This is a genomic window from Pseudomonas sp. DR48 (assembly GCF_019823085.1).
GTDB lineage: Bacteria > Pseudomonadota > Gammaproteobacteria > Pseudomonadales > Pseudomonadaceae > Aquipseudomonas.
In genome coordinates this window covers 6,978,613-7,002,625 of record NZ_CP081946.1, presented here as the reverse complement: position 1 = coordinate 7,002,625, position 24,013 = coordinate 6,978,613, and the positions used below count along the sequence as shown (strand labels likewise).

Annotated in this window: 23 protein-coding genes; 13 read left to right on the top strand and 10 right to left on the bottom strand. The window is 57.8% G+C overall.

The window, feature by feature from the left end:
• Positions 1-153 precede the first annotated feature (153 nt).
• Complete coding sequence (locus K5K95_RS31775; RefSeq protein WP_222587729.1) at positions 154-1,302, bottom strand: aldose epimerase family protein; 1,149 nt, start codon at positions 1,300-1,302, stop codon at positions 154-156.
• A 253-nt stretch (positions 1,303-1,555) separates the two neighbouring features.
• Between K5K95_RS31775 and K5K95_RS31770 the strand changes: the two genes are divergently transcribed.
• From K5K95_RS31770 to K5K95_RS31750, 5 genes are all read left to right on the top strand, one after another.
• The gene (locus K5K95_RS31770) at positions 1,556-2,305 is read left to right on the top strand and encodes a hypothetical protein (RefSeq protein WP_222587728.1); all 750 of its coding nucleotides are present in this window, start codon (positions 1,556-1,558) and stop codon (positions 2,303-2,305) included.
• A 258-nt stretch (positions 2,306-2,563) separates the two neighbouring features.
• Positions 2,564-3,349 (top strand): sulfite exporter TauE/SafE family protein, encoded by a 786-nt coding sequence (locus K5K95_RS31765; RefSeq protein WP_222587727.1) that lies wholly within the window; start codon positions 2,564-2,566, stop codon positions 3,347-3,349.
• Positions 3,350-3,532: 183 nt separating this feature from the next.
• Positions 3,533-5,263, top strand: coding sequence for a PAS domain-containing sensor histidine kinase (locus K5K95_RS31760; protein ID WP_222587726.1), 1,731 nt, complete (start codon positions 3,533-3,535; stop codon positions 5,261-5,263).
• Positions 5,248-5,637, top strand: a complete 390-nt coding sequence (locus K5K95_RS31755) for a response regulator (RefSeq protein ID WP_222587725.1) — start codon at positions 5,248-5,250, stop codon at positions 5,635-5,637. Before K5K95_RS31760 ends, K5K95_RS31755 begins: the two co-directional genes overlap by 16 nt.
• Positions 5,638-5,646: 9 nt before the next feature.
• On the top strand, positions 5,647-7,761 hold the full coding sequence (locus K5K95_RS31750) for a putative bifunctional diguanylate cyclase/phosphodiesterase (protein ID WP_222587724.1): 2,115 nt from the start codon (positions 5,647-5,649) through the stop codon (positions 7,759-7,761).
• A gap of 41 nt (positions 7,762-7,802) precedes the next feature.
• On the opposite strand, the gene K5K95_RS31745 is transcribed toward K5K95_RS31750, so the two are convergent.
• Positions 7,803-9,338 carry a diguanylate cyclase gene (locus K5K95_RS31745; protein WP_222587723.1) on the bottom strand — a complete coding sequence of 512 codons (1,536 nt, stop codon included), beginning with the start codon at positions 9,336-9,338 and terminating at the stop codon, positions 7,803-7,805.
• A gap of 145 nt (positions 9,339-9,483) precedes the next feature.
• Positions 9,484-9,852, bottom strand: a complete 369-nt coding sequence (locus K5K95_RS31740) for a VOC family protein (RefSeq protein WP_222587722.1) — start codon at positions 9,850-9,852, stop codon at positions 9,484-9,486.
• A gap of 180 nt (positions 9,853-10,032) precedes the next feature.
• Here K5K95_RS31740 and K5K95_RS31735 point away from each other — a divergent pair, with 180 nt between their 5' ends.
• From K5K95_RS31735 to K5K95_RS31715, 5 genes are all read left to right on the top strand, one after another.
• Complete coding sequence (locus K5K95_RS31735) at positions 10,033-10,596, top strand: DUF4174 domain-containing protein (protein ID WP_222587721.1); 564 nt, start codon at positions 10,033-10,035, stop codon at positions 10,594-10,596.
• Positions 10,589-10,768 carry a hypothetical protein gene (locus K5K95_RS31730; RefSeq protein WP_222587720.1) on the top strand — a complete coding sequence of 60 codons (180 nt, stop codon included), beginning with the start codon at positions 10,589-10,591 and terminating at the stop codon, positions 10,766-10,768. The genes K5K95_RS31735 and K5K95_RS31730 overlap by 8 nt, the downstream gene beginning before the upstream one ends.
• Positions 10,769-11,208: 440 nt before the next feature.
• Positions 11,209-11,586 (top strand): DUF6124 family protein, encoded by a 378-nt coding sequence (locus tag K5K95_RS31725; RefSeq protein WP_222587719.1) that lies wholly within the window; start codon positions 11,209-11,211, stop codon positions 11,584-11,586.
• 14 nt (positions 11,587-11,600) lie between these two features.
• Positions 11,601-11,864, top strand: a complete 264-nt coding sequence (locus tag K5K95_RS31720) for a hypothetical protein (protein WP_222587718.1) — start codon at positions 11,601-11,603, stop codon at positions 11,862-11,864.
• Between the two features lie 264 nt (positions 11,865-12,128).
• Complete coding sequence (locus K5K95_RS31715; RefSeq protein WP_222587717.1) at positions 12,129-12,506, top strand: DUF6124 family protein; 378 nt, start codon at positions 12,129-12,131, stop codon at positions 12,504-12,506.
• Positions 12,507-12,586: 80 nt separating this feature from the next.
• Here the strand turns inward: K5K95_RS31715 and ampC are convergent, their stop codons facing one another.
• Complete coding sequence (gene ampC, locus K5K95_RS31710) at positions 12,587-13,753, bottom strand: class C beta-lactamase (RefSeq protein WP_222587716.1); 1,167 nt, start codon at positions 13,751-13,753, stop codon at positions 12,587-12,589.
• Positions 13,754-13,915: 162 nt separating this feature from the next.
• Between ampC and K5K95_RS31705 the strand changes: the two genes are divergently transcribed.
• On the top strand, positions 13,916-14,794 hold the full coding sequence (locus K5K95_RS31705) for a LysR family transcriptional regulator (protein WP_222587715.1): 879 nt from the start codon (positions 13,916-13,918) through the stop codon (positions 14,792-14,794).
• Positions 14,795-14,924: 130 nt separating this feature from the next.
• Here the strand turns inward: K5K95_RS31705 and gudD are convergent, their stop codons facing one another.
• Positions 14,925-16,268: a glucarate dehydratase gene (gene gudD, locus K5K95_RS31700; RefSeq protein WP_222587714.1), complete on the bottom strand. Its 1,344-nt coding sequence runs from the start codon at positions 16,266-16,268 to the stop codon at positions 14,925-14,927.
• A gap of 24 nt (positions 16,269-16,292) precedes the next feature.
• Positions 16,293-17,639, bottom strand: coding sequence for an MFS transporter (locus tag K5K95_RS31695; RefSeq protein WP_222587713.1), 1,347 nt, complete (start codon positions 17,637-17,639; stop codon positions 16,293-16,295).
• 282 nt (positions 17,640-17,921) lie between these two features.
• On the opposite strand from K5K95_RS31695, the gene K5K95_RS31690 reads away from it, so the two are divergent.
• Positions 17,922-18,635: a FadR/GntR family transcriptional regulator gene (locus K5K95_RS31690; protein WP_222587712.1), complete on the top strand. Its 714-nt coding sequence runs from the start codon at positions 17,922-17,924 to the stop codon at positions 18,633-18,635.
• 1,027 nt (positions 18,636-19,662) lie between these two features.
• Here K5K95_RS31690 and K5K95_RS31685 read toward each other — a convergent pair.
• Positions 19,663-20,013 carry a hypothetical protein gene (locus tag K5K95_RS31685; protein ID WP_222587711.1) on the bottom strand — a complete coding sequence of 117 codons (351 nt, stop codon included), beginning with the start codon at positions 20,011-20,013 and terminating at the stop codon, positions 19,663-19,665.
• Between the two features lie 144 nt (positions 20,014-20,157).
• The gene (yegQ, locus tag K5K95_RS31680) at positions 20,158-21,483 is read right to left on the bottom strand and encodes a tRNA 5-hydroxyuridine modification protein YegQ (RefSeq protein ID WP_222587710.1); all 1,326 of its coding nucleotides are present in this window, start codon (positions 21,481-21,483) and stop codon (positions 20,158-20,160) included.
• A gap of 179 nt (positions 21,484-21,662) precedes the next feature.
• Here yegQ and K5K95_RS31675 point away from each other — a divergent pair, with 179 nt between their 5' ends.
• Positions 21,663-22,724: an AI-2E family transporter gene (locus K5K95_RS31675; protein WP_222587709.1), complete on the top strand. Its 1,062-nt coding sequence runs from the start codon at positions 21,663-21,665 to the stop codon at positions 22,722-22,724.
• Here K5K95_RS31675 and K5K95_RS31670 read toward each other — a convergent pair.
• Complete coding sequence (locus K5K95_RS31670; RefSeq protein WP_222587708.1) at positions 22,721-22,903, bottom strand: hypothetical protein; 183 nt, start codon at positions 22,901-22,903, stop codon at positions 22,721-22,723. The two genes, K5K95_RS31675 and K5K95_RS31670, sit on opposite strands and share 4 nt — an antisense overlap.
• Positions 22,904-23,003: 100 nt before the next feature.
• Complete coding sequence (locus K5K95_RS31665) at positions 23,004-23,198, bottom strand: hypothetical protein (protein ID WP_003179723.1); 195 nt, start codon at positions 23,196-23,198, stop codon at positions 23,004-23,006.
• Positions 23,199-24,013: the final 815 nt, after the last annotated feature.

The window sequence follows — 24,013 nt, the reverse complement described above, 5'->3', positions numbered from 1 at the left end:
TTTGATTGGCAGCAAAATTGCCCGGTGGTTCCGCTCCTGAAATCAAAAGATCGCAGCCTCGTTGTACTCGACACGCCCTACAGAGTGCGCAAAACCCTGTAGGAACTGTCGAGTGCAACGAGGCTGCGATCTCTTGTTGTTTATTTGGCCGAGTTATTTGACCGAAAACTTCAGCACGGTGTTTTGGGTATAGGCCTTGCCCGGGTCGAGTCGTGTGGACGGGAAGTTCGGCTGGTTCGGCGAGTCCGGGTAATGCTGGGTCTCCAGGGTAAACGCGCCCCAATGCGCATAGACCTTGTCGGCCTTGCCCTTGACCGTACCGTCGAGGAAGTTGCTGGTGTAGAACTGCACGCCCGGCTCCGTGGTGTAAAGCTGCAAGCGCCGGCCCGATTGCTGATCGCTGACATCGGCGGCGAGTTGGCTGACGTCGCCCTTGGCGTCCAGCGCCCAGTTGAAATCGAAACCACCCTGTTTCGGTTCGGCGAATTTCAACTGCGGGTGATCAGCCTTGATGTTTTTGCCAATGGCAGTTGGCTGGGTGAAGTCCATCGGCGTGCCACTGACCGGAGCCAGTTCGCCGGTGGGAATCAGCTTGCCGTTGACCGGTGTGTAATGAGCCGCATGCAGCGTCACGAGTTGTTTGAGTACATCACCGTTGCCGGCGCCGGCAAGGTTGAAGTAGCTGTGGTTCGTCAGGTTCAGCACCGTCGGTTTATCGGTCGAGGCTTTGTAATCGATGCGCAGCTCATTGTTCTCGGTGAGGCTGTAAGTGACCTCGGTTTTGAGGGTGCCGGGGAAACCCATTTCTCCGTCGGCCGACACATAGGTCAGGGTCACACCCACCGAATCCTTGCCTTTGCTCGGTTGGGCTTTCCACACATGCTTGTCGAAACCCTGCGGGCCGCCGTGCAGCGAGTTTGAGCCATCGTTGAGTGGCACCTGATAGCGCTTGCCGTCCAGTTCGAAAGCCCCGTTGGCCAGGCGATTGCCAAATCGGCCGATGGTCGCGCCAAAGTACGCCGTACCGCCCTGATAGCCCTGAACGTCATCGAATCCCAGCACCACATCGTCGAACTTGCCGTTTTTGTCCGGCACCTTCAACGACTGCAAAATCCCGCCGTAGGTAATCACCGTGGCCTGCATGCCGTGGCTGTTGCGCAAAATGTATTGCTCGACGGGGCTGCCGTCACGGGTCTTGCCGAAGGCTTTGTGTTCGCTGGACAGGCCGGCGGCCTGGGTGGAGAGGGTGGCGATCATAAGGGACAGTCCGAGGCCGCAGAGTTGGTATCGGGATTTCAACATGGTTTGACCTTCCTTTTTGTTATTTTTGGCAAAGTAGTAATACTAATGTTCGGTTTTCAATGCCGAGCAAGGAAGGATTTATAGCTGATATGCGTGATGTTGCAATTATAAAGTATGACTAATTAGCCGGGGCTTCTTCCGGCAACCAACGTTTACGGACCATCGGCACCGCACTTTTTGCGCATTGACGGCTCTATCCATGGCCAGCCTGCGGCGATTCCCACCGCCGGCCAAAGTCCAAGTCAAAGTGCCCATGGCCTCAGTTTTTGCGCTGTTTACCTCGCTGATCCGCCGTCACTGCCTGTTGCTGGTGGGGCTGTCGATGCTCTGCGCCACCGGTTGCAGCCAGCAGCAGGGCAGCGACATCGTCACTCAGTTTCGCGAAGGCACGCCCCAGGAGTTTCTTCAGACCAGTGTCGACCGCATGGCGACCCTGACCATGCGCGACAACCTCGACAGCCTCTATTTGCTGATGAGCAAGTTGTATCTGCGCAACCCTGACGAGTTGAAAAAGTCCGGCTTTCTCGATGCCCGAACGGCTGGCAAGCAAGTGCGCCTGGCCATTGAACAGCAGCAGCCATTGCCAACCCTGGGCGGCAAGAAAGACCTGGCGGCGCTGAGTTATGCCATGAGCCCGGAGTTTCTCGGTGATCGGGTCGGCGCATTCATCTACGCCATCGGCAGCATGCTGGTCACCGCTCATGGCAATCGTGTCGAGTTCTACATGACCGATGCGATCAACCCGATGTTCGTCAATAACGCCGCACGCAATATCGAGAAAGCCACCTGGATCTTGAGCCATCGACAAAACAAAAACGGCGAACCCGTGCTGTTTTCCAATGAGATTTCCGAAGAGGGCAGCAACCTGAGTTTTGCCGTGGAGTTTGGCAAGATCGTCGCGCGGCTGGACCTGCTGACGCAGATGCTGGACGAGCGCTATCGACGGATCGGCCTGAATTACGCCCAGAGTTTGCTGTTTTTGAATTTCTTGCCGGTGCAGTAGATCAATCCCACCGCACTAACTGACACAACAGATTCCCTTGTGGGAGCGGGTTTGCTCGCGAATGCGGTCGAACACTCAACAAAAATGTTGGCTGACAGTCCGCTTTCGTGAGCAAGCCCGCTCCCACAGGGAATTGAGTAGTGCGCATGACACATGGTGTGTTGTGGAATAACGATAGTTCGCATCGATATAACTGGTTATAAGAAAAATCGCTATGCTGCGGGCCAGATTTTTCATGCGTTTTTTGTGGGCGTGTTAATGGATTTCGTTAACTTCGGGTTGGTAGTTGCAGGATTGGTCGTGGGCTTCATCGTCGGCATGACCGGCGTGGGCGGCGGTTCGTTGATGACCCCGATTCTACTGTGGTTCGGGATCAACCCGGCGACGGCGGTGGGCACTGACCTGCTGTACGCAGCCATCACCAAATCCAGCGGCGTGCTGGTTCATCGCAAGAACAACAACATCGACTGGGCGATCACTGGCTGGCTGACGCTCGGCAGTGTGCCGGCGGTTGCGCTGACCTTGTGGTTCCTGAGCCAATTGCAGACATCGCCCGAGGCGATGAACGCGGTCATCAAACAGGCACTGGGCTTTGTGCTGTTCGCCACGGCGCTGGCAATTCTCTTCAAAAAACGCCTGCTCGACTTCGCCCACAAACGTGCCGGCGGCCAATACAACCCCAGCGGTAAGCGCCTCAATGCGCTGACGGTCGTGACCGGCCTGGTCCTGGGCACCATGGTCGCGCTGACCTCCATCGGCGCCGGCGCCCTGGGCACTGTTGCGCTGTTTATCCTCTACCCGCTGCTGCCGACCCGCCGTCTCGTCGGAACGGAGATCGCTCACGCCGTGCCGTTGACCCTGGTAGCCGGTCTGGGCCATGCCAGCATGGGCAATATGGATTGGCACGTGCTGGGCTTCTTATTGCTCGGTTCGCTGCCGGGGATTTATATCGGTAGTCACCTGACGGGTCGGATCTCCGATGAAATACTGCGCCCTTGCCTGGCCACGATGCTGTTGCTGATCGGCTACAAACTGGCGTTCTAGGATGTCCCCCATCAGCAAATCCTGATGGTCTGAAAGTCTAACGAAAGCTTCCCGGTTTACCCTCACTGCAGAGCCTCTGCTATCGTGTAAAAACCTCTGGTCGCTCATTCGAGCGATTCCCGTAAGCACGCTTTACGGCACCGTCATCACGGTCAGGTTCGCGAGTTAACGGGAAACGAATCATTGGACACGCCGCCAGTAGACCATCCGCCCACCGAGCCTCTGTCTCGCGCTGAGAAGATCGTCGAGTTTCGCCGCCAGAAAACCTTGCTCAAGACCGGCGCCCTTCAAGACGCAATCTTCAATAGTGCCTACTTTTCCAGTATCGCCACCGACGAAAAAGGCGTTATCCAGATCTTCAATGTCGGCGCCGAACGCATGCTCGGTTATCAGTCTGAAGACGTGGTCAACCGGATCACGCCGGCCGATATCTCCGACCCTGCCGAATTGATCACCCGCGCAGCGGCCCTGAGCCTTGAACTGAAGACACCAATCACGCCCGGCTTCGAAGCACTGGTATTCAAGGCCTCCCGCGGCATCGAAGATATTTATGAGTTGACCTACATTCGCAAGGACGGCAGCCGCCTCTCGGCGATGGTGTCGGTCACCTCGTTGCGCGACAGCTCGGAAACCATCATCGGTTACTTGCTGATCGGCACCGATAACACCGCGCGCAAGCAGGAAGAAGCGGCCCAGGCCCTGTTGGATCAGCGTTTGCGCGATCAGCAGTTTTATACGCGCTCGTTGATCGAGTCGAACATCGATGCCCTGATGATGACGGATCCGCAGGGCATCATTTCCGACGTCAACAAACAAATGATGGCGCTCACCGGCCGTACCCGGGACGAGTTGATTGGTGCGCCCTGCAAAAACTTTTTCACTGATCCGGCCCGCGCCGATGCGGCAATCAAACGCGTGCTCAGTGAAAACAAAGTCAGCGATTACGAACTCACAGTGCGCGCTTACAACGGCACCGAAACTGTTGTGTCCTATAACGCGGCGACCTTTCACGACCGTGACCGCAAGCTGCAAGGCGTGTTCGCGGCTGCCCGGGATGTGACTGAGCGCAAGCGCTTCGAGCGTACGCTGGAAGAAAAGAATATCGAGCTCGAACATGCCAGCCACATGAAGTCCGAGTTCCTCGCCACCATGTCCCATGAACTGCGCACGCCGTTGAACGCCGTCATCGGCTTTTCCGAAGCGCTCAGGGACGGCATGGTCGGCGACATGACCGAGACCCAGCGCGAATACATCAGCGATATTTTCAACAGCGGCCAACACTTGCTTTCGCTGATCAATGACATCCTCGACCTGTCCAAGGTCGAAGCCGGGATGATGAAACTGGAGCTGGAGCCCGTCGAGCTGCAAGGTTTGCTGAGCAACAGCTTGCTGATCGTGCGTGAGAAAGCCGCACTGCAACGCATCCAGTTGAAACTCGAAGCCGAGACCGATTTCGGCAGCTTTGAACTTGATTTGCGCAAGACCAAACAGATCATCTACAACCTGCTGGCCAATGCCGTGAAATTCAGTGCGCCTGGAGGCGTGGTGACATTGGCGGTGCGCCAGGTGACGCGTGAACATGTAGGGACGCTTGAAGGCGATTGGCCCGTGCATGGTTTCCCGATCCCGGACAGCGGCTTCGAGTTGTTTCTGGAGTTGAGTGTCAGCGACACCGGCATCGGTATCGCCCAGAGCAATATGGACAAGTTGTTCAAGGCATTCAGCCAAATCGACAGCAGTCTGGCACGTAAATTCGAGGGCACAGGCCTGGGGCTGGCGATGGTCAAGCAATTGACCGAGCTCCATGGCGGCAGTGTCGCGGTTGCCAGTCTTGAAGGAGCAGGCGCCCGATTTGTGGCGTGGCTGCCTATCCGTCGTTCAATCAATGTGGAGGCGCCGTGGCTGAAATCCTGATCGTCGAAGACAACGCCGCCAACATGCGCCTGGCCCGGCTGCTGCTCACCAGTGCCGGCCACAGCGTCATATGCGCGGCGGATGCAGAAACCGGTCTGAAACTGGCACGCGAGCTTCAGCCGTCGCTGATTCTCATGGACATCCAGCTACCGGGAATTGATGGCCTCAAGGCCACTTCATTGCTCAAGAGCGATGCGCTGACAGCGGCGATTCCGGTGATTGCGCTCACCGCGATGGCCATGAAGGAAGATGAAGAAAAAACCCGTCTGGCGGGGTGTAACGCTTACATCATCAAACCTCTGCGCTACAAAGAGCTCTACCGGGTCATCGACACGTTGCTGCAAAACAATCTGCCTCAACAGCCCTCTACTTGAGCTTTCTACATGTCGGACACTTGCGCTACTTTATTGATCGTTGACGATGAACCCCATGTCTGCAAATTGTTGCAGGTGCTATTGCAGCATCAGGGGTACCAGACGTTAACAGCCCACTCAGGTGAAGAGGCTCTTGTGGCGGTCGCGCAACAACCGCCGGACTTGATCCTGCTCGATATCATGATGCCGGGCATGGACGGTTTCGAAGTTGCCCGCCAGCTCAAGACGAACAAGGCCACGTCGAACATCCCGATCATCATGCTGTCCGCTCTCGGTGAGCACAGTGCGCGTATTTCCGGCCTGGAAGCGGGCGCCGAAGATTTCCTCTGTAAACCCGTGGAAAGTGCCGAGTTGTGGCTACGGGTGCGCAACCTCTTGAGGCTCAAGGCCTTTGGCGATTACCTGAAAAACCACAGCCTGATGCTGGAAGAGCAACTGCAACAGCGCACCATCGACCTTGAACGTTTTCGTTCGGCCATGGACGTGTCGGGTGATGCTATTTTCCTGATCAACCGCAGCACCATGCGTCTGATCGAGTTCAACCGACATGCCTGTCAAGTGTTTGGCTACACCCCCGAAGAGCTCTTGTGCAAGACACCGGCCGATCTCAGCGAAGACTCCATCGAACAGCTGGAGGTTTTGTATGATCAGATCATCGCCGGCAGAGGGCCCAGCGAAGCCACGGAAACGCGTATCCGCTGCAAGGACGGCAGTTTCCTTCCGGTAGAAGTCCACCGCCAGGCCTACAAAACCGGGGATGACTGGATCATCGTCGGCATTGCGCGTGACATCACTGCGCGTAAGGAAACCGATCAGCGCATGCTGAAAATGGCCCATTACGATACGTTGACCGGACTGCCCAATCGCAACCTGTTTTTCACCACTTTGCAGATGGGCCTTACCCAGGCGTCGCTCAGTCATTGGCAGCTGGCGGTGGTGACCGTCGACCTCGACGATTTCAGTAGCGTGAACGAAACCTGGGGCCACCTGTTGGGTGATCAAATGCTGGCAGAGCTGGGTCAGCGACTGACCAACTGCCTTAATGTCAGCGACACAGTGGGGCGCATGGACGGTGACGAATTTGCCCTGATCCTGATGATTCGCGAGGGCCAGGCTGATCCCCTGCAAACTGTCGAGCGCATACGCGAGACGCTGCGCGAGCCTTTTCTGCTTGATGGCCATTCGACTGCGATGACCGCCAGTATCGGCATCGCCCTGTACCCAAATGATGGCGACGACGCACACGGCTTGATCAAGCACGCGAACACCGCCATGCACCAGGCGAAGAAGGTCGGCCGGGACACTTTTCGTTTCTACACGGCGCAAATGAATGTGGATGCATCGGCGCGGCAAGAGATGGAAATCGCCTTGCGTGAGGCCGTGCAACAGCAGGCATTTGAGCTGTTTTACCAACCCAAGATTGGCTTGGCCGACGGCCAGGTGTGCGGGCTGGAGGCCTTGTTGCGCTGGCCGCGTCCGGGGCAGGCCAATGTCTCTCCGGCGGTGTTCGTGCCGATGCTGGAAAACCTCGGGCTGATTAGCGAGGTCGGCAATTGGGTGATTACCCGTGTGTGCAAGCAAATCGCCGAATGGCGAAGCGCAGGGAAGGGGCCTTTCCAGATCGCGGTCAACGTCTCAGGTCAGCAGATCATCGAAGGTGATCTGATCGACAGCATCCGCCAAGCGCTGATCGACCATCAGATCGATCCGCACTGGCTTGAAATCGAGCTCACAGAAAGTTCGTTGATGGAAAACACCTCGCACACCATCGCCAGTTTGCAGACCCTGCAAAAACTGGGGGTGAAGGTTTCGATCGACGATTTTGGCACCGGTTATTCGAGCCTTGCCTACCTGCGACGATTCCCGATCGACAAACTGAAGATCGACATCGCCTTCATCCGTGAAGTGACCAGTAACCCCCAGGACGCCGCTATTGCCAGGACGATCATTGAGTTGGCGCACAGTCTCAACCTGCAAGTGATCGCCGAAGGGGTGGAGACCCCTGAGCAACTGGCATTCCTGCGTGCGAACGGTTGCGATCAGGTGCAAGGCTATCTATTCAGCCGGCCACTGCCGATCAAGGAACTGGAGGATTTTCTGCGCGAGCGGCAGGGTTTTACTTGAGCAGTCGTCTTTCCAAAGAACACAACCCGACATCCAGCCTGTTACGAATGGGCAAGCTGGACTTGATCACGACCACTTGATTTAGCGCTGTACATAGCGCTGTCCGCACGCCGAACGAAGGCGTCAAATGATTCCGATGGAATCCACGTCGCAACGCCGAAGCTACAGGTCACCTGTCCTGTCTCATCAAATGGGAGGGTGCTTATCAGAGCTCGAAGCTTCTCTGCCAGCAGTCTTGTATCGTCCAGCTCGCTATCCGGGCAGATCAATGCAAACTCTTCCCCGCCTGTTCGGCATAGCAGGTCGGTTTTGCGTGTTGACGAACGTATTCGTGTGCACAACGACTTCAGAACGTTATCACCACACTGATGCCCCCAGCGGTCGTTGATGTACTTGAAGTGATCGATGTCGAACATGATCAACGATAGAGGCTGGTATCGCACGTTAGCCTCGGTGAGCAGGCGCTCCATCAATTCTTCGAAGTATCGGCGGTTATAAACCCCGGTCAGGTGGTCGGTAATGTTCAGCAAACGCAAATCTTGGGTGCGCTCATCAACAAGCGAGAGTGCGCGTGCACGTTGCGTGATCAGCAAGTAAACCAACAAGGTCATCAGCAGCGTCAACCCTGCTCCGAACACGACAATCATGCTGATATACAGTGGGTGGCTGTTGGCGACCAGAAATGTTGAGCTTGGCCGAAACTGCAGCAAGTAATTTTGGTCAGCTACTTTCAGCAGCCGCTGCGCATAGAGCCTTGAAGGGGTCGCTGGCTCCAGGCTCTGATAAATATTTGTCCCCTGATGCTGCTTGTCGGTCAATGAAAGCGTCACGTTCAATCGTTGCAGGCTTGGTAATGGAATGCCTTGCTCCATCAAAGCAGCCAGACGCACGGTAGAGACTACGAACCCCTGCAAACCGTCATCGTTCAATGGCGCCTCGGAGGACTCGTGGAATACGGGGGCGACAAAGAAAACCCCCGCCTGCCCATTGGTCATTTTCAACGGTTCCGACACGACTATTTGATGTGTTTCTCGTGCCTTGCTCATCAAGGCTTGGCGACCCGGGCGAGCCAGAACATCCATGCCAGGTACGATCTTCACGTCATCGCGCTTCATTAGATAGAGCAATATCCAGTGTTCCGGCCGACTCGCGAGGGGGACTATTTCGCCGGACACGGGATTGATTTCATGATATGAAAAGTCACTGGTGCCGTTGAGGAGCGCCTTGGCGCGAAACGTTTGTAAATCCTTTTCGAGAATCCTCGGCACCCAGCTATAGGCTTCGTTCTCTCCAACCAGTGGCGTGACGAACCCCAGAAATTCCTTTTCAGTGACATCGTCGGCGTTGATAAAAAAACGCCTTACAACGTCCAGTTTCAAGACCTGAGTATTAAAACGTCGTTGAAGGCGACTGAATCGTTCGTCGACCTCCAGTTGGAACGCAACGCTAACGGTGCGCTGCTCTGACCCAACGAAAAGAATCAATACCAATGCCGTGACGGCCACTCCCGCCAGGCATACCAGAGCGCAAAGCGTCACGTCCGATGCCTTGAGGGCGTACTGACGAGAAGACATCATTTTGTGTTCCTTGCTCATCGCCCAAAACAACGTACAGGCACCTGAAGTTATTTTGGATTATCGGCACGCCTACCGATTTCTTTATAAGCCAGGTGCTGGAAGTCATCCTGCCCTCTTCGAGTCTTTCGGGGGGCCTTCAGCCGCATCACTCACGTGTGAAAATCTCCAGCAGATGCCCGTCCGGGTCATCGAAATACACCCGTCTCCCACCGCCGTAGTCATTGATTTCGTTTGGGCGCTGTTTGCCGGGATCTGCCCACCAGGTTTGCTGGCGCGCTTGCAGGCGTGCGAACGCCGCATCGAAATCCTCGTCGCCGATCAAAAAAGCGTAGTGTTGGGACGCAATCGGCGGGTCGTTGTTGTAGAAGTCCAGCGACACGCCATTGTCGAGCTTGACGATCAGCATCGGGCCGAACGGTTGCGCTCGGGGCAGCCCAAGCATTTCTGTCAGATAGTTTGCGGATGTCTGTTTGTCACGACACCAGACGATGGTGTGGTTCAACTGAGCGCTCATGGCGTGATCCTCACGGCGGTTCAGACGGGGCTTCTTGAACCATGAGATTAGTCCAGCCTGTTGCGCAATGACCGGCCTGACCTAAGCTTGGGTCAAGGCGAAACATAATTGCGTTGCGTCACCCGGAACGATCACCGCGATGCGCGATCATTAGAGCGTGGATATCAAAAGGAGATGCGCATGCTCATCAGGTCTTTGGTCCTGACTACACTGCTGGCTTTTGCCGGCCCCTTGCTCGCCGCCGATGATGGCTCACCTTTGGACATCGAAAAGGGCAGGGCCCGGCCACTGATTGTCATTGCTCCCAGCACAGTCGACCCAGTCTGGGTGGGACTGAAAAAGGCGCTCAACGATCCGGCCAACAAGGACGGTGTCGCCCAGCGCAACATCAGGGTGTACACGGTGTTGAACATGTTCGGCCAGGTCGATGGCAAGGATCTCGGCCAACAGGACACCATGGCCCTGATCCGCTCGCTGAAGCTCGGTGCGGGGGCGCTGCCCAAAGTCATCCTGGTGGGCAAGGACGGCGAGAAGAAGTTCGAGAGCTCCGGGGAAGACTCGAAATCAGTCGATCTGAAGAAGATCTTCGACACCATCGACGCGCTGCCGCCAGCCGAGAAAGAGGCGGTAGCGCCGCCGGTCGCAACGCCTGTTGCAGCCGAACCGGCGGCCAAAGGCGCCAAAGGTGCAAAAGCGGGGAAACCGGGCAAACCCGCCAAGCCGCCTGAAATGCCGGATGATTGAACACAATGGCGTCTGGCTTGAGCCGGACGCCTTGCTGAGCGCGTCCACACCGTTGTCGCATTCGCCGACAATCTCACGGCCTTCACTGGCCCAGAATCATCCCGATCGCCACGCGTGCTACCGCGTGATCATCGACCAACAGCACTTTCAGAAGTCAGCCCTCAAACCGTGATTCAGCATAGTCCCGTCGCTGAAAAACGGTGTTCAAGGGCAGATGCGCGAAGGGGTGTGCGAAAAAGGGCGAAGCTACCAAATCGCCGGCGTCCTAGGACGCTATGTATCGGCCTTCGCAGGCTTCGGAGATTTCCTGCAAGACGTGTCGTACTTCATGAACTGGTGCGTAGCGGACCCTGCCGATAACCTTCGTCGGCCGCTGCAAAATCAGCGGTCGGATGTGGAAGTCCGGTGATTACCGAGAGCGCGTGTGAACCTGCAAACACATGTTGGCGTTTTTTTATGCCAACATTGTTGCTTATGGCGGCTATGCGCAGGAGCACTCTTGAGTGCACTGGGTTTCTCTTGGTATCCCGGACTTCCACACCTGCGTACAGCTGCCACCCTCATGTGGAAGTGAGATCGGCAGTTTTTCTTAATTACCGAGGGTCTTCGCACATGAAAAAATTAAGTCCCAATCCCCCCGAATCCCCAGCGGATTCTGATCCACTCGACCCCATCCACCTGTCCGAAGCTACAGAACGTAAGGTCAGCGCCCGTTTACGTAACCCCAGGCGCGTCGATCCTGTCAGCCACATCTTTGCGGTGAATTCCGGCGTCGACACACCAACCCTGCTGAGCCACGCCTGCGAACCCCTGGCTTCCCTGAACGTCCTGATTACCGATCTGGCCTGTAAGCTGGAGGGCTTGAACCGAAACGTGGCGCTGTCGATTCAGCAGTTGGCGGTCATCGCCGAATTGCTGGTGAATCAAGCGCTGGACAATGTTGATCCGCCTGAAGGTGAGCCTGTCATTCAGCCGCCGGTTCAGCATTGAGGGGGGGATTCAGTATGGCCAGATATATGCCGATTACGGGCATTGATTGCTCCATTGCGTCGTTGCTGATCGACACGGACGCCCCGGTAGATGTTTTGCATGACACCGCGGCGTATCGCATTCGCAGCGTGACTCAACTGCTGGAAACCCTATCCGTCGGAGAGGGCGTCGGCCGTGATGCATTGCTATTGCAGGACTTCGCGCGGGTGTTGGCGATTCCGCTGCGTGACGGTTGTGATTTGATGGATGTGATCGGACGACGATTGCAGCCCCAGTAACGACAATGGGCGATCTCAAGGGATCGCCCATTTTTTTTGCACGGCGGGTGACTACAAAAAACCGAGTGTCGCGCGCATGGACGTATTGGTTTCATTGGTCTCGGAAATTTCCTGCAAGTCCTGTCGGAATGCGTGAACTGGATTCTGTCAGAACGCGCCGTTAGCCTTCGTCAGCCACCGCACCCATCGCGGTCGGACGTGGGAGTCCGCAACACTGAGGGATCCAGGGACGAAAACACCAATGGCCAGAAAGGAGCCTCGTCTATGAAGAAGTTCGGCAAAAATGATGCGCAACGCCCCACCGACGTCAGTCACCTCAAGCTCGTCCGGCTTGGCGAAACGAGCGGGCGCGACACCAACATTCGTGTGCGCAAGCCAAGGCGTTCTGTCCCGATCAACCAGATTCTCACGATTGCCCCTGGCGTCGACACGCTCACGCTCTTGCATCAGGCCAGCGAAACGCTCGCTTCGCTGAATGCCGTGCTTGCGAATTTTGCCCACAAGCTGGACGGCTCGAACCGGGCAATGTTGGGGGCGATTCAGCAGTTGGCGGGGATAGCGCAGTTGTTGGTGAATCAGGCGCGGGACAATCTAGATCCGGGAAACGATACGCCTGACGATCATTTGCCGACCCGGCATTGAGCTGACGTCGTTACAAACAATGGGCGACCTTAAAGGGTCGCCCATTTTTATTGTCCGAAAATCGAGCGGTGCGCGTTTGATTACTCAGTGAGGGCACTGATTATTTTGTGCGCCAACCGGATGCGCTCCGGGTTCGGGTAATTCTTGTTCGCCAGAATCACGATACCGATGTCTTTCGACGGCACGAACGCGACATAAGCACCGAAACCACCCGTAGAGCCGGTCTTGTTGAACCATGCCGTGTCTGGCGCAGGTTGCGGCGGGTTCAGCCACTGGACCTTATGTGCCTGCATCGCCATTTCTGTCGAGTTGCCGGTGAGCAAAGTGTCGAGGCTGGCCGGATAGGGGTAGAACTCCCAACCCAAGCCCTGAGTCATCTCGCCCACGGTGTAGTAACCGCTGTGAGTGAGGGCGATTGCCTGCTGCAACGGTTTTTCCAGCGTCGCCGGTTTCAGGTTTGCTTCGACATAACGAAGCAAATCCGCAGCGCTGGTTTTCACCCCATACGCCTGCGAATCCAGCGCCCCCGGGCTGACCCGCACCGGTTTGTCATCCTTGCTGTAACCCTGGGCATAAAGCCCCATTTGATCTTGCGGCACGTTGAGGAAGGTGTGCTTGAGCCCCAGTTGCGGCAGCAAGGTTTTTTCCATCAATTCATCGTACGGCTTGCCCATGCCTTTGGCCGCCAGATAACCGGACAGCCCAAGGCTGGGGTTCGAATACAGGCGGTGGGTGCCCGGGGCATAAACAGGTTTCCATTGTTGGAAGTAGGCGAGCATTTTGTCTGGATGATCGGCCTCGTCAGGGAACTGCAGCGGCAGTCCGCCGGCCGTATAAGTACTGAGTTGCAACACGCTGATGGTGTCGAACGCACTGCCGCGCAATTCGGGCCAGACCTGGCTGGCCCGGTCAGCCAAGGACAGTTTGCCGCTGACCTGGGCGTAGGCAACCAGTGTGGTGGCGAAGGTTTTGCTCACCGAGCCGATTTCGAACAAGGTGTCTTTGCTGACCGGTTTGCCGTCCTCTTTCGAGGCCACGCCGTAGTTAAAGTAATGCTGCTGGCCATTCTGGGTAATCGCGATCGAAACCCCGGGGATATTCTGTTGCTGCATGACCGGCCCGACTGCCGCTTTCACCAAGGCATCGAGTTGAGCATCGGACTGAGACGCGGCGATACAGTGGCTAGCCCCCAGCAATAGCGTGAGAACGCTGCAGGACGCGAGCCTTGGTCGATTGATTTTGAGCATGATGTGAACCACTCTCCATGAGTTGTCATGACGTTAACCGCTGCACTGCGAACGGTTTTGCGACACCGTACCGTTAACGGGCGGGCCAAATCTAGGCAGTCGACCCGCAATCGACAAACGATGATATTTCGGGTTAGCCATTAGAAAAATTTGGGAGTAGGCATGATTCGACCTCATCTGCCGCTGAATGCATTACGCGCCTTCGAGGCCTCCGCGCGCCATTTGAGTTTTACCCGGGCGGCGGTGGAGCTTTACGTCACGCCCGCGGCAGTGAGCCATCAAGTCAAAAGCCTTGAGGCCCAGCTTAACGTGACACTGTTCAAGCGCTTGCCCCGAGGCTTGATGCTGACCAGTGAGGGGGAGACTTTGCTGCCGGTGCTGCGCGACTCTTTCGACAGAATTGCCGACACCCTCGGGTGTTTCGAGGGCGGTCATTTTCGGGAAGTGGTCACCGTGGGCGCCGTTGGGACGTTCGCGGTGGGTTGGCTGTTGCCGCGGCTGGCGGACTTCCAGGCGAAACATCCGTTTATCGATTTGCGCCTGTCGACCCACAACAACCGGGTGGACGTGGCGGCTGAAGGGCTGGATTACGCGATTCGATTTGGCGCCGGAGCGTGGCACGGGATCGAGGCGTCAAAGCTGATGGAAGCGCCATTGTCGGTGCTTTGCGTTGCGCAAATCGCCGAGCAGTTGCGAGAGCCGGCCGACGTACTCAAGCAGACGCTGTTGCGTTCCTATCGCACGGACGAGTGGCCCGAGTGGTTTCTGGCTGCCGGGTTGCCGCCGCATACGCCACCACCCAGGAGCATCGTCTTCGACTCCTCGCTCGCCATGATGGAGGCCGCGCTACAGGGTGCAGGCGTGGCCTTGGCGCCGCCGCTGATGTTTGCCCGGCAATTGGCGACAGGGGCGATCGAGCAACCGTTCGCTATTGGCATCACCACCGGCAGCTACTGGCTGACCCGCTTGCAGTCGCGGGCGGAAACGTCAGCGATGACGGCGTTCAAGGAATGGTTGCAGCAAGCGGCCAGGACGAACTGACGAATACCATTGCCCCTGTAGGAGTGAGCCTGCTCGCGATGGCGGTGTAACAGTCAACGATGATGTTGAATGTTATGGCCTCATCGCGAGCAGGCTCACTCCTACAGGGGATTTTCGGTGCTGCGAGGGTTTAGCGCACCAGGCACGGCTTCTTGTTATCGAACTTCCATCCCGGAATCAGAAACTGCATGGCCACGCTGTCATCGCGCGCGCCCAGGCCCATGCCTTTGTACAACTCATGGGCCTTGGCCAATTGGTCCAGGTCCAGTTCGACCCCCAGCCCCGGTTTTTTCGGTACCTGCACGCAACCGCCGACGATTTGCAGCGGTGCCTTGGTCAGGCGCTGGCCGTCCTGCCAGATCCAGTGTGTGTCGATGGCGGTGATTTCACCCGGCGCGGCGGCCGCGACGTGGGTGAACATCGCCAGGGAAATGTCGAAGTGGTTGTTGGAATGCGAGCCCCAGGTCAGGCCCCATTCGTGGCACATCTGCGCCACGCGGACCGAGCCCTGCATGGTCCAGAAGTGTGGGTCCGCCAACGGGATGTCCACCGATTGCAACTGGATCGCGTGGCCCATTTCCCGCCAGTCGGTGGCGATCATGTTGGTCGCGGTTTTCAGGCCGGTGGCACGGCGGAATTCAGCCATGACTTCGCGCCCCGAATAGCCGTTTTCCGCGCCGCACGGGTCCTCGGCATAAGCGAGCACGCGATGCTGGTCGCGGCACAAGCGAATGGCTTCCTTGAGTGACCAGGCGCCATTCGGATCGAGCGTTATGCGCGCCTCGGGAAAGCGTTCAGCCAGCGCGGTGACGGCTTCGATTTCTTCATCGCCGCTGAGTACGCCGCCCTTGAGTTTGAAGTCCTTGAAGCCGTAGCGAGCGTGCGCGGCTTCGGCCAGGCGCACCACCGCGTCGGCGGTCATGGCTTTCTCATGACGCACGCGGAACCAGTCGTTGTCGGCATCCGGTTCGCTGCGATAAGCCAGGTCGGTCTGGTGGCGATCGCCCACATAAAACAGATACCCGAGCATCTTTACTTCATCGCGCTGCTGGCCTTCGCCGAGCAGGGCGGCGACCGGCACGTCGAGGTGCTGGCCGAGCAAGTCGAGCAGGGCGGCCTCAAGGCCGGTGACCGCGTGGATGGTGATGCGCAGGTCGAAAGTTTGCAGGCCACGCCCGCCGGCATCGCGATCGGCGAAGGTCTGGCGGACCTGATTGAGGATCTTCTGGTACGTACCAATCGGGCTGCCAACCACCAGGGCGCGCGCATCTTCCAGCGTTTGGCGAATACGCTCGCCACCCGGCACTTCCCCGACGCCGGTGTGGCCGGCGTTGTCCTTGAGGATCACGATGTTGCGGGTGAAAAACGGCCCGTGGGCGCCGCTCAGGTTGAGCAGCATGCCGTCATGACCGGCCACCGGCACCACTTGCATGCTGGTGATGATCGGGGCTTTTGCGGTGTCTTGTGCGTTCATTGTCATGTCCTTGTAAGTCGCGATTCAGGCGTGGTTGGGCGTTGGTTTGCCCAGCGCAACGGCGGGCGCCGTTTTCGGTTTATTGCGTGCGGCGAAGACGATGATTGCCGCGATGATCGAAGTGGCTGCCAGGCCGTAGAGTCCGCCCTGAATCGAGCCGGTGTGTTCTTCGAGCAGGCCGAAAGTGGTGGGGGCGACGAAGCCACCGAGGTTGCCCACCGAGTTGATCAGCGCGATCACACCGGCGGCGATCCGCGCATCCAGATAGGCCTGGGGGATCGGCCAGAACAGTGAGGACGCCGATTTGAAACCCAGTGCAGCAAAGCAGATGGCGACAAACGCGAAGATCGGCCCGCCCGTGGTGGACATGAACATCCCGGCGGCGGCGATCAGCAATGCGGTAGCGACCCAGGCTTGCTGGTGCTTCCATTTGGCCGACAGCGAGGCAAAGGCGTACATGCCGACAATCGACAACAACCACGGAATCGAGTTGAACAGCCCGACCTGAATGTCGCTCAGGTCGCCCATTTTCTTGATGATGCTTGGCAGCCAGAAGGTCGCGGCATAAATGGTCAGCTGGATAAAGAAGTAGATCAGGCAGAACAGGATGATCTGACGATCCTTGAGCAGCGTGCCCAGCGACGGTTTAATCGGCGTCGCGGCTTCGCGGGCCAGTTGTTCGTCGTCGATGGCTTTGACCAGCGCGTCTTGTTCGGCGCGGGTCATCCATTTGGCGTCATGGGGTTTTGAGTCGAGCCAGAACCAGACGAACACGCACAGCCCGACCGAAAACATCCCTTCGATGAAATACATCCACTGCCAGCCGTGCAGGCCGAATCCACTGACCTGCAGAAGCAACCCGGACAGCGGGCCGGAGATCAGCGAAGCAATGGCCGAACCGCTGAGGAAGATGGCAATCGCCTTGCCGCGCTCAACGCCTGGCAACCAGCGGGTGAAGTAATAAATCACCCCAGGAAAGAACCCGGCTTCGGCTACGCCGAGCAGGAATCGCAGGATGTAGAAGTGGGTTTCGTTCTGGATGAAGGCCATGCAGGCGGCCACCAGGCCCCAAGTCAGCATGATGCGGGTCAGCCAGATGCGTGCGCCGACTTTTTGCAGAAGCATGTTGGAGGGTACTTCGAACAGTGCGTAACCGATGAAGAACAGGCCGGCACCGAGGCCGTAGGCGGCAGCGCCTATGCCCAGGTCTTGCTCCATGTGGGCGCGGACGAAGCCGATGTTCACGCGGTCAATGTAATTGACGATGAACATGATGACGAAGAGCGGCAGGACATGGCGTTTCACTTTCGAGATGGCGGATTTCAGGACTGAATCGGCGCCGTCGTGCATCCCGGATATGGATGTAGTCACTTGGTTTTTCTCCCACTGATTATTTTTATGCGGGGTGAAGCTGAGGCGTTGCGTGTTGATAGACATCATACAACTAGGTTTTTTCGATGCGCAAGCGCTTAGATCCAACAAAATAGCGCTATAGACGTCGTTATCTATTCTTTTATTCTTTCGGTTGGCCTGTTGTTAGCTCGAAAACGTGGCCTTTCTTGAGTGTTGTCATACAAGTAAGGCAAGCTTTTCTTGAGATTCCAGTGGGGCTCAGTGCTACGATTCCGATAGCCCTGCTACCGGACGATCACCATGCAAGAAGACCTCGACGCGCCTGCCCGCAAGCGCACCCACAACCTGGCCCATGACCTGGTGGCCAAACTGAGCCAGAGCATCCTGCTCGGCCAGATACTTCCGGGGGACAAGCTGCCGTCGGAGAACACGATTGTTCAGGAGCACGGGGTCAGTCGCACCGTGGTGCGTGAGGCGATCTCGAAGTTACAGGCCTCGGGCCTGGTGGAAACCCGTCACGGCATCGGCACCTTTGTGCTGGAGCGTGCACCGGAGCAGGGGCTGCGCCTGAATGTCGACACAGCCCTTGGGGTGCGCAGCATTCTGGAGTTGCGCATGGGCCTGGAAACCCAGGCTGCGGCACTGGCGGCGATGCGTCGCACTGATCAGCAACTGGTGCAAATGCGCGAAGCGCTCGATGACTATCAAAGCCTGCTCGCCAACAACGACAGCTGCGTTGAAGCCGACAAGCGTTTTCACCTGTTGATCGCCGAAGCCACCGGCAACGTGTGCTTCACGGAAATCATGCAGCACTTGGGCAGTGCGATGATTCCGCGAACCCGGGTCAATGCGGCCGAGCGTGGTGCGGCGGATTTGAGTAAGTTGGGGCAGCTCGCGAATCTTGAACATGAGGCGATTCTCAACGCCATCAAGCGTCAGGATCCGGATGCGGCGCGCGCTGCCATGTGGCTGCATCTGACCAACAGTCGCGACCGGTTTTCGGCGGGTGCCTGACATTCGTTTGTCGGCTGGATTGCATCCTGTTTCCTGCGCCTAAGGCTGTTCTCTTTAGAAAGTTTAGGGGTTGGGTACATATCCGTTTCTGCGGTCATGGCGGCTATTGGTTCCGCTTTTACAGCGGGTCACTTGGAGAAGCGCCAAGTAACCAAGCGCTTTTGCCCCTGACGTTCGGTGCCTCGCTAAGGCTCGGCATGCCCTCGCTCCGGTCCTGCTCCGTGGGCCCGCCGCCATCGGCCATCCATGGCCGGGGGCGGCTAACCCGGCATCCATGCCGGGTTGCCCACTGCGCAGAACCTGCGCTCGGCCTCACGAGGGGGCGTGCAGTGCCAAAGCAAAGCGAGGCGGCCTGCGGGCCGACCTGGTTCTTCAACGCTTGCGCGTCGTGATCCTGACCCTGATCGTTCCCACGCTCTGCGTGGGAATGCATCCCGTGACGCTCCGCGTCACCTTGCGCAAGACTCAAGCCTGGTGTCGACAGCGGAACGCAGAGCGTCCCCGGCGGCATTCCCACGCGGAGCATGGGAACGATCAACACAGCAATAGCAACAGCATCGCGAGCAGGCTCACTCCCACATAAAGCAGAGCAGACCGGCGCACAGCCGTTGCTCCTCACCACTCATCAGGTCGAGCGTTAGCTCGCCTTTAGCTTTTGATCTTGATCTTGATCTTGATCTGCCCCATCGGAAGGCCGAACGCAGGTTCTGCGCAGTGGGCAACCCGGCATGGATGCCGGGTTAGCCGCCCCCGGCCATGGATGGCCGATGGCGGCGGGCCCACGGAGCAGGACCGGAATGAGGGAATGCCGAGCCTAGGCGAGGCACCGTACGTCAGGGGCGCAAGCGCTTGGTTACTTGGCGTCGGGCCGCGCAGGCTTTTCCAAGTAACCCGCCGTCAGGGCGGAACCAATAGCCGCCGTTACCCCAAAAACGGATATGTACCCAACCCCAACCCCAACCCCAACCCCACCCCCACCCCCAAAACAACATCACAGCCAATGCCCCCGGTTTTTACGCCGAGCCAATCACTCGACACTAACCAGGGTCGTTCGCACATCAGCGATCCATCCAGAGTGATAGCGCGTCATGAAGAAATACCCATAATCCTGAAGGTAATACATCGTGGCAGCGGCCTTAAGTTCGCCCCCGTGCAGCCTGCAACTCAACTCCTTGGCGCCGCCCTGCAAAGACGAGTTGACCTGCGAAGCATCTATCTGACGTTCAACTACACATTCAAGGGTTTGCGTTTCAACCGAATTGCCTTCGAGCGAGCTGCGCCGTTGTTGGGTGAGTTGATAGCCCAACGACGAACCGACAGCCATCACTCGCCAGTCGCCGATGAATGTCAGCTTGTCGGTATCGACGGCATACGACACTGGCAATCCACGGTCGGTGTACTGACGATCGAGGCACAAGGTCAGCAACCCTCATAGGCATTCCAGGCGATACGCGCCACATACATGTGAGCTGAAGTGGTCGGCATCGCGAAGTGATTCTTTAGCGGGCGGCGCTGCTGTTGACTACATCGCCCCGACATCGCGCATCAACAACCCGAACCGCAGATCGACCGCATCCGGTATCGGCACATACACCGTGTGTCCATCACCGGGCGCCACGTCGATAGGCTCGCCTTTGGCGTTCTGCAACTGGTGCAGATCGAAGTGGAAATTGCCTTGGGGCGTCATCAGTTCCATGTGATCGCCCAGGCCAAACCGGTTCTTCACTGTGACTTGCGCCATCCGGTCTCGCCGCTCGCCTGTCAGCTCGCCCACAAACTGCTGGCGCTCTGAAACCGAGCTGCCGTGCTGATAGTTCTGGTATTCGTCATGCACGTGCCGACGCAGGAAACCTTCGGTGTAGCCGCGTTGGGCCAGGGACTCCAGGTCCGTCATCAAGCCGCGATCGAAGGCGCGACCGGCCACCGCATCGTCGATTGCCCGGCGGTAAACCTGGGTGGTACGTGCGCAATAGAAATGCGATTTGGTCCGGCCTTCGATCTTCAGCGAATGCACGCCCATCTGCGTCAGGCGTTCGACATGCTGCACCGCGCGCAGGTCTTTGGCGTTCATGATGTAGGTGCCGTGTTCGTCTTCGAAGGCCGGCATCAGTTCGTCCGGGCGATTGGCTTCCTGCAACAGGAACACCTGATCCGTCGGCGCACCAATACCCAGGGTCGGCTCGGGCTGGAAGGTCTGGACGATTTCACCGAGATGATTTTCAGTGGCCTGAGTCGCCGTGTATTTCCAGCGGCAGGCGTTGGTACAACTGCCCTGGTTCGCGTCGCGCTTGTTCATGTAGCCCGACAACAGGCAGCGCCCGGAGTAGGCCATGCACAACGCGCCGTGGACGAAAACCTCGAGCTCCATCGCCGGGACGTGCTGGCGGATCTCGGCGATCTCTTCAAGCGACAATTCCCGCGACAGGATGATCCGGCTCAAGCCCTGTTGCTGCCAGAATTCGACACTGGCCCAGTTCACCGTGTTGGCCTGCACCGACAGGTGGATCGGCATCTGCGGGTAATGTCGGCGTACCAGCATGATCAGGCCGGGGTCGGACATGATCAGCGCATCGGGCGCCATGGCAATGATCGGGGCCAGGTCCTTGAGGAAGGTCTTGAGCTTGGCGTTGTGCGGCGCGATGTTCACCACCACGTAAAAGCGTTTGCCCTGAGCCTGGGCTTCGGTGATGCCGAGGGCCAGGTTGGCGTGATCGAATTCATTGTTGCGCACCCGCAGGCTGTAGCGCGGCTGGCCGGCATAGACCGCATCGGCACCGTAGGCAAAGGCGTAACGCATGTTTTTCAAGGTGCCGGCCGGGGCCAGCAATTCGGGAGCGAGCAGAGTCATGGCTGTGTCGACCGCAAAAGCCGGCAAGGGTAATTCACTGGTCCGCGAGCTTTATTGATCTGGATCTATGCTTGATGAACAAACGGATGGCACTCGCGCGAACCGTGGCTGACTAAGCATCAGCACCGCTCTTCAGCACAAGAGCATGCGCCCCCCCTGCGCACTGATATGGATCGGACATGAATCTAGAGACGGTACAAAACAAATCGCTGGTGATCCTGCTAGGGCTGGTCACCATTGCGTTTATCTGGATTTTGCTGCCGTTCTACGGCGCTGTGTTCTGGGCGGTGATCCTCGCGATCCTGTTCGCGCCCTTGCAGCGTCGGATGCAACTGAGGTTCGGCTGGCAGCGCAACGTGACGTCGTTGATTACCCTGAGTATCTGCCTGGTGATTGCGATTCTGCCGGTGATCATCCTCAGTATCCTGCTAGTCCAGGAAGGGGCCATGCTTTACAAGAATATCGAAAGCGGCGAGCTGGACATCGCGGGCTATGTGACGCACTTCAAACACAGCCTGCCGCCGTACTTCCAGCATTTGCTCGATCGAGCCGGGGTCGGCGAGCTGAACGGGTTGCGGGAGAAAATCATCAAAAGTGCGGTGACGGGCAATGAGTTTGTCGCCACCCAGGTCTTCAGCTTCGGTCAGGGCACGTTCGATTTTGTGGTGAGTTTTTTCATCATGCTGTACCTGCTGTTCTTTTTTCTGCGGGATGGCGCTGAACTGGCTCGGAAAGTTCGTTCCGCGGTGCCCCTGGAAGAGCACCAGAAACGCCGTTTGCAGCTCAAGTTCAACCGCGTGGTGCGCGCGACGGTGAAGGGCAATCTACTGGTAGCGATCACGCAGGGCGCGTTGGGCGGTCTGATTTTCTGGTTTCTGGACATCCCGAGCGCGTTGCTCTGGGCGGTATTGATGGCGTTTCTGTCGCTGTTGCCAGCGGTGGGGGCGGGGATTATCTGGGCGCCGGTGGCGGCATTTTTCCTGTTCACCGGAGCCGTCTGGCAGGGGGTGGTGCTGGGGTTGTTCGGGGTGTTTGTGATCGGACTTGTGGATAACGTGCTGCGACCGATCCTGGTGGGCAAGGACACAAAGATGCCGGACTACCTGATCCTCATCTCAACCCTGGGTGGCCTGGCGATTTTCGGCCTGAACGGTTTTGTGATCGGGCCCTTGATCGCGGCGCTGTTCATGTCGAGCTGGGGAATCTTCATCGAAACAAAGCCGCGAGTGCAGCTGCCTTAGGCACTGAACTGGCCTATGCCGATACGTTGGGACAATGCCTGGGCGGCCGGCAGCGAAGTGAGCGGGCCGCTAATCGGCTCGCCGTCCTGTACGAGATACCAGCAGGCGAGCAATCCCAACTCTCTGAGCGGTGCGGGAACGGCGCTGCCGATAACGGACATGATCTGAATCTGGGACATAAGTACCTCCATCAATCGATGGGGCTACCTTACGGATCTGGCGTTTGAACGGACAATCAACACTCTCGATAGTCGACATTGACGCGGATGAGTCTTGGGCTCAGTCGACCACCAGATCGAGCATGTGAACCACTTCCTGCTCGTTGAGCAGGCCTTTTCGCACCAGGTTTTCGGCCAGCAGCGAGAGAAATTTGGCGCTGCGATGGCCTTCCAGGTGCTTGAGTTCGGTCAGTGCGTTGTACACCTTGCTGGATGTGCACAAGCCGACGATGCGGTGCGGGTTTTGCGTTGGCATGAGGTCGTCCTTGTTTTTATCAACCTGTTGTTTACGCATATGTCCAAGCTTGCGGACCGGACATGACATAAATATGACTGTTTTCCCCGGCGAGGGGGAAGGGCGTTCGAGTCAATCTTGCCAACATGAACCGCCAGCGCTGTCCCGACAGCGACCTTGACGCGATTTTTCCAGACGTTTGTCGACGAACGGTCACAAAAAAGCCCTGCTGATTAGGAGTGATGTTGTTCATTTGAGGAGTTTTTGGGGTTGGGGTTGGGGTTGGGGTCGGGGTTGGGGTCGGGGTCGGGGTTGGGGTTGGGGTTGGGGACATATCCGTTTCTGCGGTCACGGCGACTATTGGTTCCGCCCTGACGGCGGGTCACTTTCGAAAAGCGCGAAAGTAACCAAAGCGCTTTGCCCCTGACGTTCGGTGCCTCGCTAAGGCTCGGCATGCCCTCGCTCCGGTCCTGCTCCGTGGGCCCGCCGCCATCGGCCATCCATGGCCGGGGGCGGCTACCGCGGCATCCTTGCCGCGGTGCCCACTGCGCAGAACCTGCGCTCGGCCTCACGAGGGGGCGTGCACCGCCAAAGCAAAAGCGAGGCGGCCTGCGGGCCGACCTGATTCTTCAACGCTTGCGCGTCCTGATGCTGATCGTTCCCACGCTCCGCGTGGGAATGCCGCCGGGGACGCTCTGCGTTCCGCTGTCGCCACCAGGCTTGAGTCTTGCGCCAGGGTGACGCGGAGCGTCACGGGATGCATTCCCACGCGGAGCGTGGGAACGATCAACAGCAACAGCATCGCGAGCAGGCTCACTCCCACAAAAAGCAGATCA